Below are 22,361 nucleotides of genomic sequence, written 5' to 3' on the forward strand. Positions count from 1 at the left end.
TCGTAAAATCACCAATGTCCGATTGCCCCCGGCGGGGCTTTGGAATAATCACCTGTGCAGTCGAATTCTTACCTTTGAAGGTCCACCCATGCGCCTCAGCCGTTACTTTCTGCCCGTTCTCAAGGAAAACCCCTCCGAGGCCCAGATCGTCAGCCACCGGCTGATGCTGCGCGCGGGCATGATCAAACAAGCCGCCGCCGGGATTTATTCATGGCTGCCGCTGGGCTTCAAAGTGCTGCGCAAGTTGGAAAACATTGTGCATGAGGAGCAGGCGCGCGCGGGACACATCGCAATCCAGATGCCCATCATCCAATCGGCGGATCTGTGGCGCGAATCCGGTCGTTATGATGATTATGGTCAGGAAATGCTGCGCATGAAGGACCGGCATGACCGGGACATGTTGTTTACGCCGACGGCTGAAGAACTGGTGACTGATATCTTCCGTGGTCACGTGAACAGCTACAAAGATCTGCCGCTGACGCTGTATCAGATCCAGTGGAAGTTTCGCGATGAAATCCGCCCCCGCTTCGGCGTGATGCGGGGACGCGAGTTCTATATGAAGGATGGCTACAATTTCGACCTGACCAAGGAAGATGCGTTGCACGCGTATAACCGCCATCTGGTCAGCTACTTGCGCACCTACGAACGCATGGGTTTGCAGGCGATTCCGATGCGCGCCGATTCAGGCCCCATCGGCGGCGATGATACCCATGAGTTCCTGGTGCTGGCTGATACTGGTGAATCCGAGGTCTTCTATGACAGTGCCGTCACTGATCTTACCTTCGGTGACCGTGAGATCGACTATGACAGCCACGGACAGTGTCAGGCTATTCTGGAAGAGTTTACTTCGAAATACGCGCGGACTGACGAAACTCATGACGAAGCGCTGTTCAACCAGATCCCGGAAGAGCGCCGTCGCGTGGCGCGTGGTATCGAAGTTGGGCAGATTTTCTATTTCGGCACCAAGTACTCCGAACCATTGGGCGCGACTGTACAAGGCCCCGACGGCAAACCGGTTCCGGTTCACATGGGCAGCCACGGTATCGGCGTCAGCCGCCTGATTGGCGCGATCATCGAGGCCAGCCATGACGACAAAGGCATTATCTGGCCAGAGGGCGTGACACCGTTCCATTGCGGTATCGTGAACCTGAAGCAGGGTGATGAGGAAGCGGATGCGGCCTGTGACAAGATCTATGCGGCGCTGACCGCCTTGGGTCTGGAGCCGCTATACGATGATCGCAACGAACGAGCAGGCGGCAAGTTTGCAACCATGGACCTGATCGGTCTGCCCTGGCGCATCACCGTGGGCCCGCGTGGTTTGAAGAACGGTGTTGTTGAACTGACTTGCCGCCGCACTGGCGAAAGCGAAGAGCTGAGCCCGGAAGCGGCTGTCACCAAAGTTGCTGAAATCTATGAGCAGATCGCCTGAGCACGATTGTCGGGTGCCGCGCTGACCGGCACCTGAAACTGATCTGAACGAGTTTGACGGACAGAATCTTGAACTGGCCGCCGTCTGCGGCCGGAGCAAGGCGCTTGGCTTAGCCTTTAGTTTCGGTCTGGCGTCGGGCGCTCAGCCAAAATATCGCCATTGGCGTCGTCGCCGCGTGCGACCACGATCGGTCGGCCCAGACGGCTGACCAGTTCACGAAACTCAAGGCCCAGAAACCGCAGCCCGCAAACACGTGCGTCGGTTGTCCGATCCGTGATGCACAAACGGCCCTGACGGAACACCAGCCGGTATCCTTTTTCTTTCAGGATATCTGTCAGGTTGCTCCAGCTTGCTGCGCTGGCAAAGATCGGTCGAATGGCCGCGCGCAGCAGTGCCGCTGTTTCGCAATCCAGTTCTGTTGATGCTTGGCGGGACGGAATAACCCCCGCTCCATTGGTTGAGATTTGAAAATTCATTGAGCGACCCCCGCTCTTTAAATGTGTTCCCCCACAGTCAGGGTGACAAAGTTTCTGAAAATAATCAAAAAGAGTAATAATATTTCGCACTTATTGTTGCCTTTTGGATTCAGGACATCACGAAGCGCGATGATTAACTTCATAGCTGAAACAATCCGGCTTTGTCTGTGATGCGGTTCACAACTCATGGTGTAGCGCTTGATATCCAAGTCATCTGTTTGGCCGTAACGCTACTGTTGTCACCTGTATTGATTCGGCTCATTCGGGCTGAGGAACCGGGTCAGAGTGACAACCGGCTTGACCATTGGGTGAAATGCCGAAACTGTCCCCGCAAACAAGAACACCCCGGAGCAGGCATGGCCAAAACACCCCCGCCCTTTGCCCAATTTGAATGGAAAATCGCCTGGCGTTACCTGCGGGCCCGCCGGGCCGAAGGTGGTGTCAGTGTGATGACGTGGATTTCCTTGATCGGGATCACCCTGGCAGTGTTTGCACTGATTGCGACACTGGCGGTCCGGTCCGGCTTCCGCTCGGAATTTGTGGGCACCATTCTGGGTGCCAACGCACATGTGACGGTCTATTCGTCGGGGGAAATTGATGATCAGGGTCGGGTCGACCGAACGATAGCTGATTATGAAGATCGTGCGGCCCGGATCGCGCAGGTCGCCGGAGTTGAGCGAGCTGCGCCTTTGGTCAAAGGGCAGGTTTTGATCACAAGTCGCGACCGCAGCAGCGGAGTTGAGGTCTTTGGCATCCACCCCGATGATCTGCGTGACCTGCCGGGTGTAGCGCAGGCGGATCAGGCCGCAGGCGACCTGGCAGAGTTTCAAACCGGTGAAGATGTCATCGCCATCGGGTCTGGCGTGGCGCGCAGTATCGGGGCCACCGTGGGCGATGTCGTCAAGTTGACTTCGCCCAATGGGGTCAAAACCGCCTTTGGTACCTCGCCGCGTGTAAACGCGTATCGCGTCGTCTACGTGTTCTCGGCGGGTCGCTATGACATCGACCGCACCCGCATCTATATGCCGTTTTCGCAGGCCCAGAGTTTTTTCAACCGCGAAGGTGTGGCGGATGAGATCGAAGTGATGGTACAGCAACCCGAAAGTCTGGGTCCAATCCTGATTTCGATCATTGAAGCCTCGGGTGAACGCAGCCAGATCTGGACATGGCAGGATGCGTCCGGTGGCTTTCTGCGGGCCTTGGAGGTTGAGGACAATGTGATGTTTATCATCCTCTCGATCCTGGTTCTCATTGCCGCAATGAATATCGTTTCTGGCCTGATCATGTTGGTTAAAAACAAGGGGCGCGATATCGGCATCCTGCGCACCATCGGGCTGAGCGAGGGGTCGGTTCTGCGTATCTTTTTCATATGCGGGGCTTTCACCGGCCTGATCGGAACGGCGATGGGTGTTATTCTGGGATGCCTCTTTGCCATCTATATCGATCCGATTTTCTCGTTCGTGAATTACGTGATGGGCGGCGGCGTATGGGACCCGTCGATCCGGGGCATCTATGCTTTGCCGGCCGAATTGCATCTGAGCGATGTACTCAAAGCCATCGGCCTGTCGCTTGGCCTGTCCTTCATCGTCACTTATTTTCCAGCTCGCCGCGCGGCGCGGCTGAACCCGGTCGAGGCGCTGCGCTATGAATGATGTCACATTGCGTCTGAATGGTCTGACAAAGACTTACCTCAAAGGTACGCCGGGCGAAGTACAGGTTCTGCGCGGTGTCGATCTGGACCTGCGCGCGGGGGAGGCCGTGGCGATGGTTGCCCCGTCAGGCGCGGGCAAATCAACGCTTCTGCACATTGCCGGTTTTTTGGACAAGCCCGATGAAGGCTCGGTCGAGATTGGCGGGCAGAGCGTGACCGGCAAGGGCGATCGCACCAGAACCGCGCTGCGCCGTCAGGATGTCGGGTTCGTTTATCAGTTCCACCACCTGCTGCCTGAGTTTACGGCACTGGAAAACATCACCCTGCCGCAACTGGCGAACGGCATTTCAGAAAAGGCCGCGCAGGTACGGGCCATGGATCTGTTGGACCGGGTCGGCGTTGCCCCGCGCGCCAGCCACCGGCCCGCAGCATTGTCCGGCGGCGAACAGCAGCGTGTCGCCTTTTGCAGGGCTCTGGCCAACGAACCGCGTGTATTATTGGCGGATGAGCCGACCGGCAATCTGGATCCCGAAACCTCGGATCAGGTGTTTGATGCGCTGATGGCTCTGGTACGCGACGAAGGGCTGTCGGCCTTGATCGCGACCCACAACCTGAATCTTGCGGCGCGTATGGACCGGATGGTCAGGCTTGAGGGCGGGGTGCTCAGGCCAGTTGAGTGATCGCGACACCAATGGCCATCACGGCAATACCACCGGCCCGTATCCAAGTCAGTGGCGTGATCTGAGCGCCAAACAGGCCGAAATGGTCAATAGCCGCCGTGCTGATCAATTGCCCCAGCAATACAAAGAACACGGCGTTGCCAACCCCGAAATGAGGGGCAACGTGGGTGATTGACAGAACGTAGAATGCGATCAGGACACCGGCCAGTAACAGATGTTTCGGCGCTGCGGCCACCTTGGAAAGCGCTTCGAAACCCGGAAATAGCAGCATCACCAGGACCGACGCCGCGAAGGCGATCGCGAACAGAATCACGGCGGCCGTGGTTGGCGATCCGATCAGCTTGCCCAGGGCCGCGTTCAAAGCCGCAAGAATAGGGACGCCGATCCCTGCCGCCAGCATAATGGCTGCGTATTGTGTCATTGCCCGTACCCTCCGCCTGCGTTGATCTGGATCATTGCGCCAAGACGTCGACCGGGCAACCCTGCAAATGTCTATCGTGGCAGGAGGATATGATGTTCAGGGCAACTCTTAGGATGCTGGTGTTTGGGTTTTCGGTCGCCACCTCACAGGCGGTTTCGGCGCAGGATGCCAAGACCGGAGAGGAGCTTTACATGCATTATTGCGCAACCTGTCATGGGATTGATGCAACCGGGCAGGGGCCTATGGCCAGCGTTTTGGTTGTACAGCCAACCGATTTGACCAATTTGACCGATGAGGATGGCCTGTTCCCGACCGCTCGTGTGGTCGCCCGGATCGATGGCAGAGATCCATTGGTCAGCCACGGCAGCCCTATGCCGGTTTATGGACCGTTTTTTGACGGGCAGGACACGTCCATGAAAACACCTCGGGGTCAGCCTATCCTGACCAGCCAGCCTATTGTAGATCTGGTGGCCTATCTGGAAACGCTTCAGGACTGACTGCAAATTCCGTCTACTTCCGCCTCGCTCCAAGGCAAAAGAACCGCCCGTTCACGTCCGTTTTCCGGCAAGGGTGACAAGTCGAAATTTTCGCCCAGCATGGTGTGCAGCCTCTTGGTGCGCTTGGCCTGAGGGTCCAGCGCGCGACAGCACACGTATTCCTCGACAATCGCGCCCTGCTGTTCGAAGCCGTAGGATAAAAAGTCAGGCGAGGTGTCCAGATTGAACAGATACGGATCTCTCCGTCCGCCATGCTCTGCTGCCGCCCGCAGAGGGTGATAGCCGGTGGTTGCGCGATTCTGCCATTGCCAGACATGTGTCAGTTCATGAGCCAACAACATAGCGGCAATTAGGTTCATCTGATCGGGGAAGTCGGTCATATAGTCTTCTAAATACCAGTCGCGCGCGAAATAGACCTTGTTGAAAAGGGCTACGGCCGCGGGCTTGCCTGTCACATGCCCGGCCTCGACCGGCGGCAGGATAAGCTCGCGGCAGGCCAGACGCGGGCGTTCCTCTCGGAAATACGTGACCGGAGCCACCGGGGCACCTTCGACCAATCGCACATTATTCAAGTTCAGTGTGTCGCCTTGAATGCTCTCTGCAAACACGCGTTCCGGTTCGGTCAGTGGGCGACCGCAGGAAGACAGAAACAAGAGTGCAACAAGAAATACACGCAGAACCATGAGTTGAATCCTAGTCCGCTGTGCCTGTTCCGCAAACCGTTTTCACAGGCTCGTGGCCAGAACCCGGCTGATTTCACTCAGGGATCGCCCGGATTGGTCCATCCAAGTATTAAAGGCATGTTGAACGGCCAGCATAGCTTTCTTGGACGTGGCGGGTTTGTCGATCACACCTTCTGCGATCAGTCGCGCTGTAACGTCTTGAGACAGAATGAAACTGTCCCGTCCGGAAAATCGCATCGCGTATTGGGCTGAAGCGCCACCCAGACGTGACCCACGCTTGGCCAGCAGTGCAAGCAAGTTGATGTAATCCGTTGAGGGCCACCCCCCCAGTACTTTGCTCGCACCACCTTCTTCACGCAGCTCCATCAGAAACGCAGCGTTGTCCCGCACTGCCGCGATCTTGGTTCCATTGCGCACGATTCGCGTATCCTGCAGCAACGCATCGAATTTTTCGTCATCCATAAAGGCACATCGACCTACATCAAAACCATCAAACGCGATCTCGAATCCATCCCATTTGTTTTCGATGACCTTCCAGTTAAACCCGGCCTGAAAAACGCATTTCGTGATAATGGCCAGCCAGCGATCTTCCGGAATTGCGGCCAGTTCCTCAGGGCTCTTGGGTTTGTGCAGCATCGCCTCCAACGCATCCGGCCCGCCATGTCGTGCTGCTGAAATGTCGAAGATTTCGTCAAATGTGCGCATCAGCCAAACCTCAAAATCACTCCTCGAATGTTTGTCTTTTGTTCCGGTTTGGCAATGGCAAACTTGAAATAGTGCTTCTTAGCTGTTGTGCTGACATTTCTGATCCGAGTGAAAAAAGGGCAGAAGTGTTAAAGAAATCCTCGACAAACGGGGGCAAAATAGTTTGTGATTGACTCGTCAGTCAACGATCCGCGTTTTGTACGAGGGTTAATGATTGGCCATGCCGGGTGCGTTAGGGGTACTTGAAAGGAAATATCCACGGTTTGCCGTACGATTAACGTCGTCTGGTACAAACTGATTACTTTCCTTTTCCGGCTAAATTTGTGCATGTTGCGACATGGTATTGTCGTCAGACAAGTATGCCGGCGGAAACAAGTCCGCCGGGGTGGGCAAAACAAATAAGACAGGGAGAAAATCCATGAAAAAACTAAGTGTAAGCCTTATGGCCCTAACCGTTGCTGGTGCGGCGCAAGCGGCGGATATGGGTGCCGTGGACGAGCCGATCAAGCTGGCGATCAATGAATGGACTGGTCAGCACGTGACCACGCATGTGGCGGGTGAGATGCTCAAGGCCGCAGGCTATAACGTCGAGTTTGTGACTGCGGGCATGATGAACCAGTTCCAAGCGCTGGCCGATGGCGACATCGACGCGACGCTGGAAATCTGGTCGTCCAACGTATCGGACGAATATGCCAAGAAGATCGACGAAGGCACGGTTGTCGAAATCGGCGATCTGGGCCTGGCTGCCAAGGAAGGCATCGCATACCCGGCGCACGTCGCTGATCTGTGCCCGGGCCTTCCCGCCTGGGAGGCGCTGAAAGACTGTGCGCAGGTCTTCGCAACCGCCGAAACCCTGCCTGGTGGCCGTCTGGTTGACTATCCGGCCGACTGGGGGACGCCTGGCGCAGATCGTATGACCGGTCTGGAACTGCCGTTCAAAGCTGTGCCTGCGGGTTCCGAAGGTGCTCTGATCGCTGAACTGCGCGCCTCGACCGAGCGTAAGTCGCCGCTGCTGATCACGTTCTGGCAGCCGCATTGGGCGATGTCGGCCTATGACGTCCAGTTCGTCGACCTGCCCGCGGGTGAAGAGGCGTGCTTCAACGATCCGGCATGGGGCCCGAACCCCAATGCGATCAACGATTGCGACTTCTCGCCGTCGCGCATCTTCAAAGCCAGCTGGAGCGGCATGGAGGACAAATGGCCCGCTGCTTATGAGATCCTGTCGAACTACCAACTGGCGGTCGAAGACCAGCAGCCAATGATGGGCGCGATCGACGTTGACGGCGGACAGGTCGAAGAGGTTGTTGCCGCATGGATGGCCGAAAACGAAGGCAAGTGGCGTCCGGTTGTTGACGCAGCAACGCAGTGAGCGCGCGTAAGTGACTGACGCGACTATGCCAGCCATCGCCTGCCGGAATCTCTGGCAGGTGTTTGGCCCCGGCGCTGACAAAGCCCTGACCGACGCGCTGTCTCGGTCAGGGAATGACGCTGACAAAGCCGCCACCGACCTGCGGGAAAACGGGTTCATCCCGGCGGTGCAAGACGCCAATTTCGAGGTCAAAGAGGGCGAGTTGTTCGTCATTATGGGCCTGTCAGGCTCGGGTAAATCCACGTTGATCCGCTGTATCTCGCAACTGCTGCCCGGCACGGGCGGCGAGATTCGTGTGGATGATCAAAACGTCATTGGTGCTTCGAAGAAGGTGATGACGGACCTGCGCCGCAAAAAGCTGGGTATGGTGTTCCAGCATTTCGGTCTGTTCCCGCATATGACCGTGGCCGAAAACGTGGCCTATCCGTTGCGTGTTCAAGGCGTGAGCAAAAGGGAACGGCTGGACCGCGCGCAGGAAGTAATCTCACTGGTCGGTCTTGACGGGCGCGAAGACAGCTTTCCTCGTCAGCTTTCTGGTGGTCAGCGTCAGCGTGTGGGCATCGCACGCAGCCTCGCCGTGAACCCCGATATCTGGTTTCTGGATGAACCGTTCTCGGCCCTTGATCCACTGATCCGCCGACAGCTGCAGGACGAGTTTCTGCGCATTCAGGCGACGCTGAAGAAATCAATCGTGTTTATTACCCACGATATCCAAGAAGCACTGAAACTGGCCGACCGCATCGCCATCATGCGCGATGGCAAGATCGTCCAGATCGGAACGCCGACAGATATCGTATTGCGCCCCGTAGATGACTACGTTCGCGAATTTTCGAAAGACGTGGCCAAGGGTCAGCACGCCAAGGTCGCCTCGGTTATGCGGAGCGAGGCGGACTGTGGTCCGGACGATCCTGGCCTGACCACTTCGATGACGTTGGACGCGGCCCTTGCGCATTGCATGGAGTTGTATGAGCCCGTGCCGGTGCGGGACGCCGACGGCAACGTTGTCGGTACGGTACATCCATCTGATCTTGCTGCCGCGTTGCAGGTGGACGAATCATGACGGCTGTAACCGACCTGTCGACGCAAAACAGCGCGCAGTTGACGGCGGGGGCAAAGGCCGCCCTTATCACGGTCATCATCGGCGCCGTTTGCCTTGTGCTTGAAGGTATCGCCCCATGGCTGGTGAAATGGCCAACTGCGTGGGAATTGCCTGCAACCCAATGGGTTGGCGCGTTTCTGGACTGGTTTTTGAACCTGATCAAACCGGCGATGCGGTTGTTTTCAGACCTGATGACCTATCCGATGGACTGGGCTAATTACGTGCTGGGCAATACGCCATGGCCCATCCTGATTGGAATCGTGACCGCACTGGGCTGGTACCTTGGCGGCTTGCCGATGGCAGCACTGGGTTTTTTGGGTCTCAGCTTTGTACTGGCGTCGGGCTATTGGGCCGAGAGCATGAACACCTTGGCTCTTGTTGCCGTTTCCGTCCCGGTGGCGTTGATCATGGGCGGCGGTATCGGCATTCTCGCCAATGAGGTGCCTAAGGTAAAATCCTTGGTGCAGGCTGTTCTGGATGTCATGCAAACGGTACCGACCTTCGCTTATCTAACGCCTCTGTTGCTGCTTTTTGGCTTTGGGCCCGTTGTCGGCCTGATCGCCTCGGCCATCTACGCAGCGCCACCTATGGCACGCAACGTGATGCTGGGGTTGGAGCGCGTGGAGCCCGAGATCAAAGAGGCCGCCATCATGTCTGGCGGCACACGGTTCCAGCAACTGTTTCAGGTCGAAATCCCCGCCGCTACAACGCAGATCATGGTCGGTGTGAACCAATGCCTTATGGCCGCTTTGTCGATGGTGATCATTGCCGCAGTTATCGGTGGGTTCAACGATATCGGCTGGGAGGTTTTGCTGACCATGCGCAAAGCTCAGTTCGGTGAATCGCTGATGGCGGGTCTGGTCATCGTGGTCTTTGCCGTGGTGATCGACCGGATGAGTGGCACCCTTGCAACCGAACGCAAACGTTATGACAGCCGTGTTGTCTGGGCGATGCTGGGCTTTGCCGTGTTGTTTACTTTGGCATTCCGCAATTGGTTGCCGAATCCGTCCGAACTGACCCTGTTGGACCCGATGGCCGAGGCTGTCGACAGCGGCTTGACCGCGTTCACACAAGCCAACGGCCCTTGGCTGGATGCGTTCAAGAACAACTCGTTGTTCTATGTGCTGCTGCCGTTACGGATCGGTCTGGATCAGGCGGTGCTGCCCTTCACTTGGGGCTTTCAGTGGACGTCGACCATGAGCGCTGGCCTGTTCGCCGCTGGTGCCGCGATTGCCCTGTTGATGGCTTGGCGCGGGCGGTTGACGGGTGGCCTGATCGTTCTGATCCTGATTGGAATGCTGGAAACTGGCATCGCCAACCTGCCGTGGCCTTTTGTCCTGACCAGTGTTGCCGCGCTGAGCTGGGTCGCGGGCGGTTGGCGTCTGGCCGCGCTCTGTGTGGGTCTGCTGTGCACCATCCTTGTTTCGGGCCTTTGGGAAAGAGCGCTTCTGTCACTCTACCTCAGCGGCGCGGCAGTGTTTTCCTGCGCCGTGCTTGGCGGCCTGATCGGTCTTGCCAGCGCGGTATGGGAACCGGTGTGGAAAGTGGTCCGCCCGATCTGCGATATGCTGCAGACGATCCCGCTGTTCGTGTTCCTGATCCCGGTCCTGATGGTGTTTCAAATCGGCGAATTCTCGGCCTTCCTTGCAATCTGCGCCTACGCGATCGTCCCAATGATCCGCTACACCCGGCACGGGCTGGTCAACACGCCAGAGGAAATGATGGAGGCCGCGATCTCCAGCGGGGCGACCGAATGGCAGATCATGCGGGACGTACGAGCACCCTATGCAGCGCCGACCATATTACTGGGGCTGAACCAGACCATTCTCTATGCCTTTGCAATGTTGGTGATTGCCGCCCTGATCGGGACCACAGGTCTGGGTCAGTCGATCTATCTGGCGCTGGGTCAGGCGGATGTGGGGCTTGGTATCTCGGCGGGCGCGGCGATGGCGATTCTGGCACTGATTGCTGATCGCATCGTGCAAGGTTTTGCCGAAGAACGCCGCGCTGCACTTGGGTTATAAAACAGGGCAGGGGCGGTTCATCTGCCCCTGTTCCAAACTTGATTTCGGACAAGGAAGCCGCCGCCGTCCTGAACTAGACCGATCCCAATACATTCGGAGATCACCATGACCGGTTGGGGCCTATTCCTTGCAGCGCTTATCACATTCCTCCTCAGCCACGTAATTCCCGTGCGGCCCGCAGTGCGCGGGTGGCTGGTCGGAACGCTGGGGCATCGCGGGTATTTTGCAGGGTATTCCATCCTGTCGCTGGCTGTGCTGGCCTGGCTGATCATTGCTGCCGCAAACGCACCGTATGTGGAGGTCATTCCACCGTTTGCGGTTCTGCGCTGGGTTCCGATCCTGATCATGCCGGTTGTCTGCTGGCTGGCAGTTGTGGGGCTGGCTATCCAAAACCCGTTCTCGTTTGGTGGGCTGGGCAACCGACCGTTTGATCCAGAGCAGCCCGGTATTCTACGCACAACCCGCCATCCCATTCTTGCCGCTCTGATGCTGTGGGCGGTGGCGCATTTGCTGGCCAATGGCAGCCTTTCTCATGTGATCCTGTTCGGTCTTTTTGCCGGGTTCGCGGCAATGGGCATGGCCCTGATCGACCGGCGTAAATCCCGCGAAATGGGCTTTGAGTGGGTCCGATTGTCTCGAAACACTGCACGGTTTTCACTCCGCGCGCCGCGTCCCTGGCCGCGTCCCAGGGTCTGGCTGGCGGCGATTGCAGTATACGCAGTTCTTCTTCACCTGCATGCACCTGTGATCGGCCTGTCGCCGCTTCCGTAGCTAGGGGAGTGGTCGGATGCGCCTTGGCGTGCTATTTGAAATGTCGCAATGAAAAACAAGAGGTCCAAGATGAATCTGGCCTATGTCACCACCACCGATCGCGGCGCCACCGACCGCTTGCTGAGCGCTGTCGCAGAACGTCTACTGGACTCGGGCGCAAAATTGGCGGGCGTTGTTCAGACCAACACCGAATGCGTGGACAGCAGCAAATGCGATATGGATGTACGCGTGCTGCCAGAGGGTGAAACCATCCGCATCTCGCAATCGCTGGGAACCCAGTCGCGCGGCTGCCGTCTGGATCCGGCGGCGCTGGAACAGGCCGTGGGATATGTGACAGCCTCGCTTGAAGATGCGCCTCAACTGTTGATCATAAACAAGTTCGGCAAGCACGAATCCGACGGGCGCGGATTCCGCCCAGTGATCGGTGAAGCGCTGGCGATGGACATCCCGGTTCTGGTCGGTGTGAACGGATTGAACGAGGAGAAGTTCCAGGCCTTCGCAGACGGTGCTGCCGAGGTCTTGCCAGCCGATCTGGATGCGATTGAGGCCTGGTTCGAAAGGGTCTCAGAGCTGCGTACGGCGGCGGAATAGGCGCGTCAAATCGCAAGACACACAGTGGCAAACGCAAACAAGATCGTGCTGATAATCAATCAGCGCGGCCTTTTTGGGTATTGGTAGCAACTACGATGCCCCAAGTCTGCGATATCCGCCAAATGCTATCACGGCATCCAACAACAACAGGCCGCTGGCGGGCAAGGGAACAGGTGCCAGGGTGACGTTCAGGTTGTCTATCCGATAACCAGGGCACCAATCGTTACACCAAACCGTGTTGGGGCTAAACGGGTGATAAAGGTCGTTCCAGAACGGTTGCCCTTGTAGTGGATTGTTGAGGGTCAGAACCAACTGGTGCGATAGCACTGAACCCGCTTGAAAGTGCCCGGGTTTGCAACGAGCTCTGACTGGAAATCTCTGAAAAAAGGGTTTTCAACATGATTTCAGATACTTTGGAAGATGGTGGGCGACCCTGGAATCGAACCAGGCGTGCGTCTCCGCGAGGGAGTTACAGTCCCCTGCCACACCTTGCGGCCTGTCGCCCACTGTCAGGCGTTGCACCTGACGTGGAGGCGTGATTACTAGCGCACCAAAGGAGCGTCAACAGGAAAATTTCGCTTTGACGCAGGAAACCGAATTCTCGGCCCGGAGGCCCTTAAAATGAAGAAACCCAAATGGGTCGTCGAAAAGGAACAGGCGCGCAAAGCTGCTGCGGCCGAAACCGTCTGGCTGTTTGGCCTGCACGCGGTGCGGGATGCTTTGATGAACCCAAGTCGTCAGAAACTGCGCCTGATCGTGACACGCAACGCGCGTGACAAACTGGCCGAAGCGATTGAATTTGCAGGGATCGAGGTCGACATGGTTGATCCGCGCAAATTTACCGCGCCCATCGATGCGGGATCGGTTCACCAGGGTGCAGCACTTGAGGTCAAGCCGTTGGATTGGGGTGGTCTGGTCGAAAACTGTATTGGACGGGAAAACCCGAGAGTCATTCTGTTGGACCGTGTGACCGATCCGCATAACGTTGGGGCGATTCTGCGCTCGGCCGAAGTTCTTGGGGCCAGCGCCGTGATTGGCACGCGCCATCATTCTGCACCCGAAACGGGAGCGCTGGCCAAAACTGCCAGCGGCGCGCTGGAGCGCCAACCATATCTGCGGGTGCGCAACCTTGCGGACGCGATCATTGAACTTCAGGGCATGGGCTTTCTGGTACTTGGACTGGACGGCGAAGCCGAGGTGACAATCGAAGGCGCGCTGGGCGAGGGAAGTGATCGCCCCGTGGCGCTTGTGCTTGGTGCGGAAGGCCCGGGTTTGCGGCAGAAGACCAAGGAAACCGTGGATCAGTTGGTGAAAATTGACGCAGCAGGTGGGTTTGGGTCACTGAATGTCTCAAACGCGGCGGCAATCGCCTTATATGCATCTCGTCCCTGAGCAAAGGAGAGCGCCATTTCCGGTCCATCCAAAATCGCCACCTGCTGTTATTGCGGGACTCGCGCGGCCCTGGTCCTGAAGGGCAAAGAGCGATACGAGCTCAGCTGTTCAAACTGCGGGGCGCCGTTGCATGATTTGAAGATGCTGCCCAGGCGAAAGACCGGGAAAACCGCAAAAGCACGATCGGCCGGTTCTCATGTGTCACCAACTAAGGCGAAACGCAAAAAGAAGAAGAAAACTATGCTCTCGCGGGTGTTTGACGAAGCCTGGGATGTGATCGAGGACATCTTTGACTAAGGGCAGCGGCGCTGAACCCTGATCACATCCATGTCAACAGGGCTTCCGTTGCCGGAAAAAACTTGCATCTTGATACCTTCAAGATTGCAGATTCTGAAATGACGATGTTGATCCGACGTACCATCCTTGGCGTGCTGAGTGCCGTTTTCCTGACTTCTGCGGCATTCGCGCAGGACAAACCGGTCTATTTTGTCACCGAAGGTGTGGCATTGGCCGGGTATGACCCCGTGACCTATTTTGAAGGTTCGACGCCTGTCATGGGCGCAGCTGAAAATGCGGTGATGTGGAAAGGGGCCAAGTGGCATTTCTCATCTGTGGAAAACCGTGAGCGCTTTGAAAGCAACCCACGCGCCTTTGCCCCGCAGTTTGGCGGGTATTGTTCTTATGCGATGGCCAAGGGGGTCCTGAAAAGCACCGATCCCAATGCGTGGCAGTTGGTCGATGGTCGCCTGTATTTGACGCATTCCCCACAGATCGAGGCGATGTGGCGGCAGGACAGGGCCGAATACATTGAAATGGCAGAAAAAAACTGGCCGATAATCCTGTATCAGGATTAGGCGGGAATCAGCTGATTGTGAAAAGTCATCACAAAAAAGCGCGCCACCTCTTTTTTTCCTCAAACTTATGCCTAAATGTCACAGTGACCGCGGAACGGAACTGCCGCGGGTCATTTCACTGTCCCTCGTTCCAACAACTGGCGCCCAAGGTTTCTTGGGCGCTTTTTTCTTTTTGGAACCCTGTTAAGGATGAGGCATGCCTCAGTATTCTGACCCATATCTGAAAGCCATTCTGCAACGGACCAAGACGGTCGCCGTTGTTGGGGTATCCATGAATCCGGTGCGGCCCAGCTATTACGTGGCGCGTTATCTGTCGTTGAAAGGGTTCGTTGTGATCCCGGTCAATCCGGGACATGCGGGTAAGGAACTGTTTGGCCAGACGGTGCGTGGCAGCTTGTCGGAGTTATCCGAGCCGGTGGACATGGTCGACATTTTCCGGCGGTCCGAAGCTGTGCCACCCATCGTTGACGAAGCGTTGGCAGCCTTCCCTTCACTCAGTACGATCTGGATGCAAATCGGGGTTGAACATCCCGAAGCAGCCGCAAAGGCCGAAGCGCGAGGTGTGGACGTCGTGATGAACCGCTGTCCCAAGATCGAGTATCAACGCCTGTTTGGCGAGCTGCGCATGGGCGGGTTTTCGACCGGAATCATCTCATCCAAGCTTTAAGGCGTTGCCGGCTGATACGGTTTCAGCCGGGCCACTTGTTCCTGACGCCGCTTCTCCAAAACCACGTCGCGCGGCACCCATTCGTACCGGGTGTCCTCAACCAGCGGAGACCAGAACAAAACCCCGCCGTAGCGCCACGGATCCAGTACAACGCCGTCATACAGCGTTTCCCCCTTGCGGCTGATGATTGCGGTGCTGTGGTCGATCCTCAGCGGGTTGTCGGCATTGGCGATGGCGCGGTGCATCTCCAGCGTTTGGAAGTTCTCTTGTTTCAGGCGACGCTCAATGTCTTCGGCCCAGTGCCAGCACAGCCCGCGCGGGCGTAGGCCCTTGTTGACTTTTGCGTTGTGGATCAATGGCGGATCCGTGATCTGATATTCATCGACAAGCTGCGCGGTGTAGGCATAAGCGACTTGCGCAGCCCGTCGGGCTTCTTCTGGGTCGATATCAGGACCCAGCGCCTGAATTTCGGCTGACAGTCGTTGAACCTCGTCCCCGGTCGAGGCAGGTGGCGCAGAGCAGGCCGCAGCAATGGCAAGCGTTGCCACAAGCATCAAAACTCGGATCATATCGCGCCCTCGGCCTGCCAATCTGACGCCCGAGTATAGCGGTCAAAACAGCGGCGCGGAACCCAGGCGTTACCCGTCGGAGCGGGATGCCTTTTCCGCGATGCCGCTGACGCCCTGACGACGGGCCAGTTCGGCCAAGACATCATCCAGCGCCACGTCCCGTGCGGCCAACATGACCAAAAGGTGATACAGAACATCCGCCGCCTCAGAGGTCAGCTTGGCTTTGTCACCCTTAACGGCCTCGATGATCGCCTCAATGGCTTCCTCGCCGAATTTCTCGGCGCATTTTACTGGGCCTTTGGCCAGAAGCTTGGCCGTCCAGCTGGAGTCCTGGTCAGAACTCTTCCGAGCCTCAATTGTATTGGCCAGTTCGTGCAGAGTGTTCATGTCAGCCTCATCGGGATACCAGCGGCGGACATGTGTTCCTTGGCTTCGCGGATGGTGTATTCGCCGAAGTGGAAAATTGAAGCAGCGAGTACCGCACTCGCCCGGCCTTTCGTGACGCCTTCCACCAGATGTTCCAGATTGCCGACACCGCCGCTGGCGATCACCGGCACGTCCACAGCATCGGAAATTGCGCGGGTCAGGGGCAGGTTGAACCCAGCCTTTGTGCCGTCACGATCCATCGAGGTCAGCAGGATTTCTCCGGCCCCTTTGGCAACGACGGTTTTTGCAAATTCCACAGCATCAATGCCGGTGGGCTTGCGTCCTCCATGGGTAAAGATCTCCCACTTGCCGGGGCTGACCGTCTTGGCGTCGATGGCGCAGACAATGCACTGACCTCCGAACTGGTCCGCTGCTTCCGCGATCACATCCGGGTTGGCAACGGCGGCCGAGTTGAAGCTGACCTTGTCCGCCCCTGCCAAAAGCAAGGCACGGACATCATCCTTGGTGCGTACGCCACCGCCCACTGTCAGCGGCACAAAGCACTGCTCGGCCGTGCGTCGCACCACATCGAACATGGTTCCACGGTTCTCATGGGTCGCGTGAATATCCAGAAAACAGATCTCATCTGCACCGGCAGCGTCATAGGCTTTGGCCGATTCCACCGGGTCGCCTGCATCGCGCAGACCGACGAAGTTTACACCTTTGACCACGCGGCCATCAGCAACATCGAGACAGGGAATGATCCGGGTTTTTAGCATCTGGGCGTCCTTCGTTGCCGGACCTTTAGCGGCAAAGCCCCGCCGATGCCAGACTTGTGATTGCGATCCATCGTGAAGCCATGGAAATTAGAGGTGAAATTCATGAAAAGGATTATCGAGATGAAACATCTTCTTCTGGCTTCAATTCTAACATTCGGGGGCGCACTATCCGCCATGGCTGACGACATTATCAAAGTTCAAACAAATAAATCCGTGGTTGAGGCGCTGGACGCGTTGGAAGCAGCGGTCGGCAACGCCGGGGCCACCGTGTTTGCACGCATCGACCATGCGGCCGGGGCGGAAAAGGTCGGCACACCCATTCCCGCCAATCAGGTGCTGATTTTCGGCAATCCTGCGCTGGGCACACCAGCCATGCAGATTGATCCACGTGCCGGGTTGTTCCTGCCGCTCAAGGTGCAGGCCTATGAAGATGCCAACGGTCAGGTCTGGCTGGCTTATGAAGACCCCAAAGAAACGATGGATGAGCTGGATGAAGTCGAAAAGTCACCCGCCATCGAAAAGATGCGCGGCGCTTTGGCCAAACTGACCGCCGCTGCCGCGCAGTAACCTATCAAGACAGGGCGCGAATGGCCTCGGCCAGGTCAATCGCGCCATCATACAGTGCCCGACCCGAGATCGCGCCGTCCAGTTCGACACCACAGTCGCGCAGGGCAATCAGGTCGTCCAGAGAACTGACACCGCCCGAGGCGATGACCGGGATTGATACAGCCTGTGCCAGCGCGGCGGTGGCCTCGATGTTCGGACCCTGCATGGCGCCGTCTCGGTTGATATCGGTATAGATGATTGCGGCGACACCGGCATCCTCAAAGCTGCGGGCAAGGTCGGTGACTTGCACGTCAGTTTCTTCGGCCCAACCTTTGGTGGCAACCATCCCGTTGCGCGCGTCGATACCCACAGCGACCTTGCCGGGAAAGGCTTTGGCGGCTTCCCGCACCAGATCGGGGTTTTCGACAGCAACCGTGCCCAGAATGACCCGGGCCAGACCCTTGTCTATCCAGGTCTCGATGGTGGCCATGTCGCGGATGCCACCGCCCAGCTGAGCTGGCACATTGCACGCTTTCAGAATCGCCTCGACGGGGGCTGCGTTGACTGGCTCACCCGCAAAAGCGCCGTTCAGATCGACCAGATGCAGCCACTCGCATCCCGCCTCGACAAAGGCGCGGGCCTGTGCGGCGGGGTCTTCGTTGAAAACGGTCGCCTTGTCCATTTCTCCGCGCAGAAGGCGGACGGCGTTGCCGTCTTTGAGGTCGATGGCGGGGTAGAGGATCATTTCGGGCGGCCCTATATCACTGTTACACGCGCGGGATATCGCACAAGCAGGGCAGGGGATGCAACGCGACGCTGGGTCATTCTTGCCCGTCGCCCATTGGCGGGTCAGACTGTCCTCAAAACAGGGAGAAAACCATGAAGAGATTTACTTTTGCAGCGGGTTTGACGCTTCTTGCAACCGGGGCAATGGCCGCTGATCCCGTCGATGGTCTGTGGAAGACCGCACCGGGTGATACAGGCGGATATCTGCACGTAACAATTTCAGAATGCGGCAGCGCGATTTGCGGTACCATCGACAGTGCGTTCGACGCGGATGGCAACCAGCAGCTGGAATATGAAAATCTGGGTAAACAGATCATCTGGGACATGGTGCCCGAGGGTGGCGGCAGTTATGACAGCGGCAAGATCTGGGCCCCGGACCGCGACAAGACCTATAACTCGAAAATGTCGTTGGACGGCCAGAACAATCTGACTGTCAAAGGCTGTGTGGCGGGCGGTTTGATCTGCCGGGGTCAGACCTGGACAAGGGTCCAGTAAGCGTCAGGGTTTCCAGGTCAGGAAATTGCCCAACAGACGCAGGCCAACGTCCTGGCTTTTCTCGGGGTGGAACTGCATCCCAACCATCGTGTCGCGGCCGATCATGGCCGTGACTTCCTGACCATACTCCACATAAGCCAGCCGCTGTGCCGGATCTGTGACGCGGAAGTGGTAGGAGTGCACGAAATAGGTGTGATCCCCCGATTTCACTCCGTTGAACACGGGGTGATCGCTTTCCAGAACCAGATTGTTCCAGCCCATATGGGGTACTTTCAGAGTTGAATCCGAAGGCTCGATCCTGACCACATCACCGGCAACCCAGTCCAGACCATCCGTATCAGTATATTCATGGCCTGTTGTTGCCATGAGTTGCATGCCGACGCAGATACCCAGAAACGGTCGGCCTTTCTGCTCGACTGCCTCGACCATCGCATCATAGATACCTTTGTGGCCGCGTAGCTCGGCAGCACAGGCCGGAAATGCCCCGTCACCGGGCAGAACCAGACGATCCGCTCGCGCGACAACATCCGCGTCCGAGGTTACAACAACCTCGCCCGCGTTCACCTCGCGCGCCATGCGCTGAAACGCTTTCTCGGCCGAATGCAGGTTACCGCTTTCGTAATCAATAATTGCGGTCAGCATTTACAGCGCGCCTTTGGTTGACGGAATAGCGTCCGCCTTGCGGGGGTCGGTCTCAACCGCATCCCGCAGGGCGCGTGCAACGGCCTTGAAGGCAGCTTCGGCGATGTGGTGGCTGTTGAAACCGTGCAGTTGATCGATATGCAGCGTGATGCCGCCATGGGTGCTGAGTGCCTGAAAGAACTCGCGCACCAGCTCGGTGTCGAATGTACCGATCTTCTGGGTCGGCAGATCAACGTTCCAGATCAGGAAGGGACGGCCCGAAAGGTCCAGCGCACAGCGTACCTGTGCGTCGTCCATGGGCAGGTGACATTCGCCATAACGACGGATGCCTTTCTTGTCCCCCAAAGCCTGCGCCAGTGCCTGACCCAGCGCAATACCGGTATCTTCGACCGTGTGGTGGTCGTCGATGTGATAATCGCCCTTGGCGTTGATCGTCATGTCGATCAGCGAATGGCGCGCCAGCTGATCCAGCATATGGTCAAAGAACCCGACGCCGGTTTGGTTGTCATAGGTGCCGGTGCCGTCCAGATTGACCTGAACCGAAATTTCGGTCTCGGCGGTCTTGCGGCTGATCGAAGCGCTGCGCATGGGCGAATTCCTTTTGCTACAGGCGCGCTTATAGACGGGGTTGGGTTGCCTTATCCAGACCATAGGTGGCATTCACGGCAAACTGTTGCAGGGGATTGCACCCGGCTGTGCCCCGTGTCAGCTTGCAAGCAAACGAACCGATAGGGTTACACCATGTCCACCTGCGTTTTCATCCAGATCCGCTGCAAACCCGGCACCACGTATAAGGTGGCCGAGGAAATCGCTCTGCGCGAAATTCATTCGGAACTTTATTCCACCAGCGGTGAATACGACCTGCTGCTCAAACTCTACATCCCCGAAACCGAGGATGTAGGTCATTTCATCAACGAACATTTGTTGGTGATTCCCAACATCGAACGTTCGCTGACGACGATGACGTTCAAGGCGTTTTAACCAAGTTCGAACGTGGTGACGCCAAAGATGCGGTTCAGATCGATATCCGGCTCGTGGTCGGAATACATCCGGGCCGTTTCAAAGACTTTATCCAGCCCAAGCTCGTCGGCCAATGCGAAGGCTGATGCGTTGGGCTGAGGCATATCCACGAAAACCTGGTGTTGATTGTGGTCCTCGGGAATCGAGGACAAGACAGCGTTCAACAACGCCTTTGCGATATCGGTGGTGTCCGCAAACAGAGGCCCTACTTTATAGCCCGTGAGGCAAGGGCGCAGCGTAGCGTAGCCTCTGATCTCGCCATTCTCAGTATAAACCTTCGAGACATGGCTGTAAGCGCTCAGCCAACTATCCAAAAAAAGGTCACGTGGCGCAGGGAACAGTTTGCGGTCATAAGCCTTCAATGCGACGGATGCGTTGTTCAGATCCGCGATGCGATCATTCGGAGATGTGTCCAGTTTCGCCAACATCCGAGTTTTCGTTCCGGCAAACCGATAGTTGTTATAGGCGAAGGTGAACCCGGACTTGCGATAATTGTCCTGTTGCTCGACCACGCCGTCCAGACCCATGTTGCGCCCGGTGCAATGGGCCAGCGCATGCTGCGCGATCTCAAGCCCGTGGCCATGGTGTCTGAATTCGGGTTTGACGATGTAGAAGCCCAGGAAAGCAAAGTGATCGTCATAATTTACCGCTGAAACTGATGCGATCATCTCTCCGTTCAGAAAACCTCCCAAGAAGCCGTCGGGGTCCGTCGGACGAAAGCACTCGGCATCATGAACCCCCAGGTTCCAGCCCTCGCGCCCGGCCCAATCGACGGCGTGCTGAACTTCGGCGGCAGTGAGCGGGCGTATGATGTAATCAGACATAGGGTAATCCTGCATTGCGTAATGCGGCCAGAATGGCGCAACGCCCAGCAAAGAACCAGCATGTTTGGAGAGTTTGGTATCTGGAGCGGGCGAGGCGATTCGAACGCCCGACCCTAACCTTGGCAAGGTTATGCTCTACCCCTGAGCTACGCCCGCATCAGATACATATGTGGTCCAAAGACCTCTCAATGGAGCGGGCGAGGCGATTCGAACGCCCGACCCTAACCTTGGCAAGGTTATGCTCTACCCCTGAGCTACGCCCGCGCCGTTGAGTGAGGAGGGATGTATAAATTCCCACGCGGGGCTGCAAGCGGAAAAACGCAAAAAAGCGGAAAAATCTTTCGACGGAAATCTAGGGTTGAAGCGTTCTAAATCCAGAGCATCACAAAACAAGAGGGGCTGAGAGAAGAAAATGACAAATACAGCGGACCTGAAAATGGCGGTGTTGGCTGCCTTGATTGCGCTTACAACACTGATCTGCGCGCGCGGCGAAGACAGGGTGGCAGAGGTCGAGCCAACCCTGATGCAAGCCCCGCTGATCGAAACGCGGGTTTTGGCGGGTTAAACCCGCAATCGGTCAGAGCGCCAAAACCAGATTCGCAATGGCAGCGACCAATATCGCCGTGAAGGTCAGCCCCATACCAATCTGTCGCAGGATGACGATCTGTGGCGTTCTGCCAAACCCATAAGCGTGCAGCAAACGTCCAGCCAGCAACAGCAAGCCCAGCACATGCAAAAGCACGCCACCTGCGCCCTGCAACTCCACCATTGCGATCAGCAATAGGCCGATGGGTGCGTATTCGGCGCAGTTGGAATGCGTCCGTACCGCTTTGATCATCATTTTGCTGCCGCCATCCCCGACTGAGATCTTGTCGCTGCGGCGCTGCAGGATCACTTTGACGCTGAGCGTCACATAAAGCAGTGCGATCAGGGCCGCGTAGATCGGGGTGATTGCAAGCATGGTGTATCTCCGTTCCATTATAGAAAAGGGCCACGCAGTTTCCCGCGCGGCCCTTTGAACTGTA

29 protein-coding genes and 3 tRNA genes are annotated in these 22,361 nt (G+C 57.2%); 17 read left to right on the forward strand and 15 right to left on the reverse strand.

Features of this window, described 5'->3' with window-relative positions; translation table 11 throughout:
- Window positions 1-88 precede the first annotated feature (88 nt).
- A complete protein-coding gene (proS, locus tag AC2FLD_RS04920) occupies window positions 89-1,429 on the forward strand; it encodes a proline--tRNA ligase (protein WP_050602885.1) in 1,341 nt (446 codons plus the stop codon).
- A gap of 116 nt (window positions 1,430-1,545) precedes the next feature.
- Here the strand turns inward: proS and AC2FLD_RS04925 are convergent, their stop codons facing one another.
- A complete protein-coding gene (locus AC2FLD_RS04925) occupies window positions 1,546-1,905 on the reverse strand; it encodes a hypothetical protein (RefSeq protein ID WP_496667765.1) in 360 nt (119 codons plus the stop codon).
- Between the two features lie 356 nt (window positions 1,906-2,261).
- Here AC2FLD_RS04925 and AC2FLD_RS04930 point away from each other — a divergent pair, with 356 nt between their 5' ends.
- Together AC2FLD_RS04930 and AC2FLD_RS04935 are read left to right on the forward strand one after the other, a co-directional pair.
- Window positions 2,262-3,557 (forward strand): lipoprotein-releasing ABC transporter permease subunit, encoded by a 1,296-nt coding sequence (locus tag AC2FLD_RS04930; protein ID WP_496667766.1) that lies wholly within the window; start codon window positions 2,262-2,264, stop codon window positions 3,555-3,557.
- Window positions 3,550-4,236 carry an ABC transporter ATP-binding protein gene (locus AC2FLD_RS04935; RefSeq protein ID WP_496667767.1) on the forward strand — a complete coding sequence of 229 codons (687 nt, stop codon included), beginning with the start codon at window positions 3,550-3,552 and terminating at the stop codon, window positions 4,234-4,236. The genes AC2FLD_RS04930 and AC2FLD_RS04935 overlap by 8 nt, the downstream gene beginning before the upstream one ends.
- On the opposite strand, the gene AC2FLD_RS04940 is transcribed toward AC2FLD_RS04935, so the two are convergent.
- The gene (locus tag AC2FLD_RS04940; protein ID WP_496667768.1) at window positions 4,220-4,657 is read right to left on the reverse strand and encodes a DMT family transporter; all 438 of its coding nucleotides are present in this window, start codon (window positions 4,655-4,657) and stop codon (window positions 4,220-4,222) included. The two genes, AC2FLD_RS04935 and AC2FLD_RS04940, sit on opposite strands and share 17 nt — an antisense overlap.
- Window positions 4,658-4,749: 92 nt before the next feature.
- Here AC2FLD_RS04940 and AC2FLD_RS04945 point away from each other — a divergent pair, with 92 nt between their 5' ends.
- Window positions 4,750-5,154 carry a c-type cytochrome gene (locus AC2FLD_RS04945; RefSeq protein ID WP_496667769.1) on the forward strand — a complete coding sequence of 135 codons (405 nt, stop codon included), beginning with the start codon at window positions 4,750-4,752 and terminating at the stop codon, window positions 5,152-5,154.
- Here the strand turns inward: AC2FLD_RS04945 and AC2FLD_RS04950 are convergent.
- Complete coding sequence (locus tag AC2FLD_RS04950; protein WP_496667770.1) at window positions 5,145-5,837, reverse strand: hypothetical protein; 693 nt, start codon at window positions 5,835-5,837, stop codon at window positions 5,145-5,147. The genes AC2FLD_RS04945 and AC2FLD_RS04950 overlap by 10 nt on opposite strands.
- Before the next feature lie 42 nt (window positions 5,838-5,879).
- Window positions 5,880-6,542, reverse strand: coding sequence for a DNA-3-methyladenine glycosylase I (locus AC2FLD_RS04955; RefSeq protein ID WP_496667771.1), 663 nt, complete (start codon window positions 6,540-6,542; stop codon window positions 5,880-5,882).
- 418 nt (window positions 6,543-6,960) lie between these two features.
- On the opposite strand from AC2FLD_RS04955, the gene AC2FLD_RS04960 reads away from it, so the two are divergent.
- From AC2FLD_RS04960 to AC2FLD_RS04980, 5 genes are all read left to right on the forward strand, one after another.
- The gene (locus AC2FLD_RS04960; protein ID WP_050602878.1) at window positions 6,961-7,911 is read left to right on the forward strand and encodes an ABC transporter substrate-binding protein; all 951 of its coding nucleotides are present in this window, start codon (window positions 6,961-6,963) and stop codon (window positions 7,909-7,911) included.
- Window positions 7,912-7,921: 10 nt separating this feature from the next.
- Window positions 7,922-8,971: a quaternary amine ABC transporter ATP-binding protein gene (locus AC2FLD_RS04965; protein ID WP_050602877.1), complete on the forward strand. Its 1,050-nt coding sequence runs from the start codon at window positions 7,922-7,924 to the stop codon at window positions 8,969-8,971.
- Window positions 8,968-11,034, forward strand: a complete 2,067-nt coding sequence (locus tag AC2FLD_RS04970; RefSeq protein WP_496667772.1) for an ABC transporter permease — start codon at window positions 8,968-8,970, stop codon at window positions 11,032-11,034. The genes AC2FLD_RS04965 and AC2FLD_RS04970 overlap by 4 nt, the downstream gene beginning before the upstream one ends.
- A gap of 105 nt (window positions 11,035-11,139) precedes the next feature.
- Window positions 11,140-11,805, forward strand: coding sequence for an NnrU family protein (locus tag AC2FLD_RS04975; RefSeq protein ID WP_496667773.1), 666 nt, complete (start codon window positions 11,140-11,142; stop codon window positions 11,803-11,805).
- A 69-nt stretch (window positions 11,806-11,874) separates the two neighbouring features.
- Window positions 11,875-12,396, forward strand: coding sequence for a DUF2478 domain-containing protein (locus AC2FLD_RS04980; RefSeq protein WP_496667774.1), 522 nt, complete (start codon window positions 11,875-11,877; stop codon window positions 12,394-12,396).
- Window positions 12,397-12,817: 421 nt separating this feature from the next.
- Here AC2FLD_RS04980 and AC2FLD_RS04985 read toward each other — a convergent pair.
- Window positions 12,818-12,901, reverse strand: a tRNA-Tyr gene (locus AC2FLD_RS04985).
- Window positions 12,902-13,017: 116 nt separating this feature from the next.
- Between AC2FLD_RS04985 and rlmB the strand changes: the two genes are divergently transcribed.
- From rlmB to AC2FLD_RS05005, 4 genes are all read left to right on the forward strand, one after another.
- Entirely contained in the window at window positions 13,018-13,788 is a 771-nt protein-coding gene (rlmB, locus tag AC2FLD_RS04990; protein ID WP_496667775.1) for a 23S rRNA (guanosine(2251)-2'-O)-methyltransferase RlmB, read from the forward strand.
- A gap of 15 nt (window positions 13,789-13,803) precedes the next feature.
- The gene (locus AC2FLD_RS04995; RefSeq protein ID WP_496667988.1) at window positions 13,804-14,085 is read left to right on the forward strand and encodes a hypothetical protein; all 282 of its coding nucleotides are present in this window, start codon (window positions 13,804-13,806) and stop codon (window positions 14,083-14,085) included.
- 98 nt (window positions 14,086-14,183) lie between these two features.
- Window positions 14,184-14,642 carry a YHS domain-containing (seleno)protein gene (locus AC2FLD_RS05000; RefSeq protein WP_496667776.1) on the forward strand — a complete coding sequence of 153 codons (459 nt, stop codon included), beginning with the start codon at window positions 14,184-14,186 and terminating at the stop codon, window positions 14,640-14,642.
- A gap of 196 nt (window positions 14,643-14,838) precedes the next feature.
- Window positions 14,839-15,309, forward strand: coding sequence for a CoA-binding protein (locus AC2FLD_RS05005; protein WP_496667777.1), 471 nt, complete (start codon window positions 14,839-14,841; stop codon window positions 15,307-15,309).
- Here the strand turns inward: AC2FLD_RS05005 and AC2FLD_RS05010 are convergent.
- The 3 genes from AC2FLD_RS05010 to hisF form a co-directional block, all read right to left on the reverse strand.
- Window positions 15,306-15,878 carry a hypothetical protein gene (locus tag AC2FLD_RS05010; RefSeq protein ID WP_050602869.1) on the reverse strand — a complete coding sequence of 191 codons (573 nt, stop codon included), beginning with the start codon at window positions 15,876-15,878 and terminating at the stop codon, window positions 15,306-15,308. The two genes, AC2FLD_RS05005 and AC2FLD_RS05010, sit on opposite strands and share 4 nt — an antisense overlap.
- A gap of 69 nt (window positions 15,879-15,947) precedes the next feature.
- Window positions 15,948-16,265, reverse strand: a complete 318-nt coding sequence (locus tag AC2FLD_RS05015) for a phosphoribosyl-ATP diphosphatase (RefSeq protein ID WP_496667778.1) — start codon at window positions 16,263-16,265, stop codon at window positions 15,948-15,950.
- Window positions 16,262-17,023 (reverse strand): imidazole glycerol phosphate synthase subunit HisF, encoded by a 762-nt coding sequence (hisF, locus tag AC2FLD_RS05020; protein ID WP_496667779.1) that lies wholly within the window; start codon window positions 17,021-17,023, stop codon window positions 16,262-16,264. Before hisF ends, AC2FLD_RS05015 begins: the two co-directional genes overlap by 4 nt.
- A 174-nt stretch (window positions 17,024-17,197) precedes the next feature.
- Here hisF and AC2FLD_RS05025 point away from each other — a divergent pair, with 174 nt between their 5' ends.
- Complete coding sequence (locus tag AC2FLD_RS05025; protein ID WP_496667989.1) at window positions 17,198-17,590, forward strand: DUF302 domain-containing protein; 393 nt, start codon at window positions 17,198-17,200, stop codon at window positions 17,588-17,590.
- 4 nt (window positions 17,591-17,594) lie between these two features.
- Here the strand turns inward: AC2FLD_RS05025 and hisA are convergent, their stop codons facing one another.
- A complete protein-coding gene (gene hisA / locus AC2FLD_RS05030; RefSeq protein ID WP_496667780.1) occupies window positions 17,595-18,314 on the reverse strand; it encodes a 1-(5-phosphoribosyl)-5-[(5-phosphoribosylamino)methylideneamino]imidazole-4-carboxamide isomerase in 720 nt (239 codons plus the stop codon).
- 134 nt (window positions 18,315-18,448) lie between these two features.
- Here hisA and AC2FLD_RS05035 point away from each other — a divergent pair, with 134 nt between their 5' ends.
- Window positions 18,449-18,850, forward strand: a complete 402-nt coding sequence (locus AC2FLD_RS05035) for a DUF2147 domain-containing protein (protein WP_496667781.1) — start codon at window positions 18,449-18,451, stop codon at window positions 18,848-18,850.
- Between the two features lie 3 nt (window positions 18,851-18,853).
- On the opposite strand, the gene hisH is transcribed toward AC2FLD_RS05035, so the two are convergent.
- Both hisH and hisB read right to left on the reverse strand, forming a co-directional pair.
- The gene (gene hisH / locus AC2FLD_RS05040; RefSeq protein WP_496667782.1) at window positions 18,854-19,492 is read right to left on the reverse strand and encodes an imidazole glycerol phosphate synthase subunit HisH; all 639 of its coding nucleotides are present in this window, start codon (window positions 19,490-19,492) and stop codon (window positions 18,854-18,856) included.
- On the reverse strand, window positions 19,493-20,080 hold the full coding sequence (hisB, locus tag AC2FLD_RS05045) for an imidazoleglycerol-phosphate dehydratase HisB (RefSeq protein ID WP_496667783.1): 588 nt from the start codon (window positions 20,078-20,080) through the stop codon (window positions 19,493-19,495).
- A 153-nt stretch (window positions 20,081-20,233) separates the two neighbouring features.
- Between hisB and AC2FLD_RS05050 the strand changes: the two genes are divergently transcribed.
- Window positions 20,234-20,473, forward strand: coding sequence for an Lrp/AsnC family transcriptional regulator (locus AC2FLD_RS05050; protein ID WP_050602861.1), 240 nt, complete (start codon window positions 20,234-20,236; stop codon window positions 20,471-20,473).
- Here AC2FLD_RS05050 and AC2FLD_RS05055 read toward each other — a convergent pair.
- The 3 genes from AC2FLD_RS05055 to AC2FLD_RS05065 form a co-directional block, all read right to left on the reverse strand.
- Window positions 20,470-21,336: a GNAT family N-acetyltransferase gene (locus AC2FLD_RS05055; RefSeq protein WP_496667784.1), complete on the reverse strand. Its 867-nt coding sequence runs from the start codon at window positions 21,334-21,336 to the stop codon at window positions 20,470-20,472. The genes AC2FLD_RS05050 and AC2FLD_RS05055 overlap by 4 nt on opposite strands.
- 81 nt (window positions 21,337-21,417) lie before the next feature.
- Window positions 21,418-21,492 (reverse strand) — tRNA-Gly (locus AC2FLD_RS05060).
- A gap of 33 nt (window positions 21,493-21,525) precedes the next feature.
- A tRNA-Gly gene (locus AC2FLD_RS05065) sits at window positions 21,526-21,600 on the reverse strand.
- A gap of 148 nt (window positions 21,601-21,748) precedes the next feature.
- On the opposite strand from AC2FLD_RS05065, the gene AC2FLD_RS05070 reads away from it, so the two are divergent.
- Entirely contained in the window at window positions 21,749-21,901 is a 153-nt protein-coding gene (locus AC2FLD_RS05070; RefSeq protein WP_157054140.1) for a hypothetical protein, read from the forward strand.
- 12 nt (window positions 21,902-21,913) lie between these two features.
- Here AC2FLD_RS05070 and AC2FLD_RS05075 read toward each other — a convergent pair whose 3' ends face one another.
- Window positions 21,914-22,297 carry an MAPEG family protein gene (locus tag AC2FLD_RS05075; RefSeq protein WP_050602859.1) on the reverse strand — a complete coding sequence of 128 codons (384 nt, stop codon included), beginning with the start codon at window positions 22,295-22,297 and terminating at the stop codon, window positions 21,914-21,916.
- Between the last annotated feature and the right edge of the window lie 64 nt (window positions 22,298-22,361).

Source organism: Ruegeria sp. CDSA021, from assembly GCF_059612325.1.

Bases quoted from the DNA above. Each gene is read 5' to 3' on its own strand.
- AC2FLD_RS04930 (WP_496667766.1), top strand. From the start codon at position 2,262: ATGGCCAAAACACCCCCGCCCTTTGCCCAATTTGAATGGAAAATCGCC.
- proS (WP_050602885.1), top strand. From the start codon at position 89: ATGCGCCTCAGCCGTTACTTTCTGCCCGTTCTCAAGGAAAACCCCTCC.
- AC2FLD_RS05025 (WP_496667989.1), top strand. From the start codon at position 17,198: ATGGCTGACGACATTATCAAAGTTCAAACAAATAAATCCGTGGTTGAG.
- rlmB (WP_496667775.1), top strand. From the start codon at position 13,018: ATGAAGAAACCCAAATGGGTCGTCGAAAAGGAACAGGCGCGCAAAGCT.
- AC2FLD_RS04970 (WP_496667772.1), top strand. From the start codon at position 8,968: ATGACGGCTGTAACCGACCTGTCGACGCAAAACAGCGCGCAGTTGACG.
- AC2FLD_RS04955 (WP_496667771.1), bottom strand. From the start codon at position 6,542: ATGCGCACATTTGACGAAATCTTCGACATTTCAGCAGCACGACATGGC.
- AC2FLD_RS04975 (WP_496667773.1), top strand. From the start codon at position 11,140: ATGACCGGTTGGGGCCTATTCCTTGCAGCGCTTATCACATTCCTCCTC.
- AC2FLD_RS05070 (WP_157054140.1), top strand. From the start codon at position 21,749: ATGACAAATACAGCGGACCTGAAAATGGCGGTGTTGGCTGCCTTGATT.
- AC2FLD_RS05075 (WP_050602859.1), bottom strand. From the start codon at position 22,297: ATGCTTGCAATCACCCCGATCTACGCGGCCCTGATCGCACTGCTTTAT.
- AC2FLD_RS05010 (WP_050602869.1), bottom strand. From the start codon at position 15,878: ATGATCCGAGTTTTGATGCTTGTGGCAACGCTTGCCATTGCTGCGGCC.
- AC2FLD_RS05015 (WP_496667778.1), bottom strand. From the start codon at position 16,265: ATGAACACTCTGCACGAACTGGCCAATACAATTGAGGCTCGGAAGAGT.
- AC2FLD_RS05035 (WP_496667781.1), top strand. From the start codon at position 18,449: ATGAAGAGATTTACTTTTGCAGCGGGTTTGACGCTTCTTGCAACCGGG.
- hisB (WP_496667783.1), bottom strand. From the start codon at position 20,080: ATGCGCAGCGCTTCGATCAGCCGCAAGACCGCCGAGACCGAAATTTCG.
- AC2FLD_RS05055 (WP_496667784.1), bottom strand. From the start codon at position 21,336: ATGTCTGATTACATCATACGCCCGCTCACTGCCGCCGAAGTTCAGCAC.
- AC2FLD_RS04950 (WP_496667770.1), bottom strand. From the start codon at position 5,837: ATGGTTCTGCGTGTATTTCTTGTTGCACTCTTGTTTCTGTCTTCCTGC.
- AC2FLD_RS04925 (WP_496667765.1), bottom strand. From the start codon at position 1,905: ATGAATTTTCAAATCTCAACCAATGGAGCGGGGGTTATTCCGTCCCGC.
- AC2FLD_RS05050 (WP_050602861.1), top strand. From the start codon at position 20,234: ATGTCCACCTGCGTTTTCATCCAGATCCGCTGCAAACCCGGCACCACG.
- AC2FLD_RS04935 (WP_496667767.1), top strand. From the start codon at position 3,550: ATGAATGATGTCACATTGCGTCTGAATGGTCTGACAAAGACTTACCTC.
- AC2FLD_RS04960 (WP_050602878.1), top strand. From the start codon at position 6,961: ATGAAAAAACTAAGTGTAAGCCTTATGGCCCTAACCGTTGCTGGTGCG.
- AC2FLD_RS05005 (WP_496667777.1), top strand. From the start codon at position 14,839: ATGCCTCAGTATTCTGACCCATATCTGAAAGCCATTCTGCAACGGACC.
- hisA (WP_496667780.1), bottom strand. From the start codon at position 18,314: ATGATCCTCTACCCCGCCATCGACCTCAAAGACGGCAACGCCGTCCGC.
- hisH (WP_496667782.1), bottom strand. From the start codon at position 19,492: ATGCTGACCGCAATTATTGATTACGAAAGCGGTAACCTGCATTCGGCC.
- AC2FLD_RS04940 (WP_496667768.1), bottom strand. From the start codon at position 4,657: ATGACACAATACGCAGCCATTATGCTGGCGGCAGGGATCGGCGTCCCT.
- AC2FLD_RS05000 (WP_496667776.1), top strand. From the start codon at position 14,184: ATGACGATGTTGATCCGACGTACCATCCTTGGCGTGCTGAGTGCCGTT.
- hisF (WP_496667779.1), bottom strand. From the start codon at position 17,023: ATGCTAAAAACCCGGATCATTCCCTGTCTCGATGTTGCTGATGGCCGC.
- AC2FLD_RS04980 (WP_496667774.1), top strand. From the start codon at position 11,875: ATGAATCTGGCCTATGTCACCACCACCGATCGCGGCGCCACCGACCGC.
- AC2FLD_RS04945 (WP_496667769.1), top strand. From the start codon at position 4,750: ATGTTCAGGGCAACTCTTAGGATGCTGGTGTTTGGGTTTTCGGTCGCC.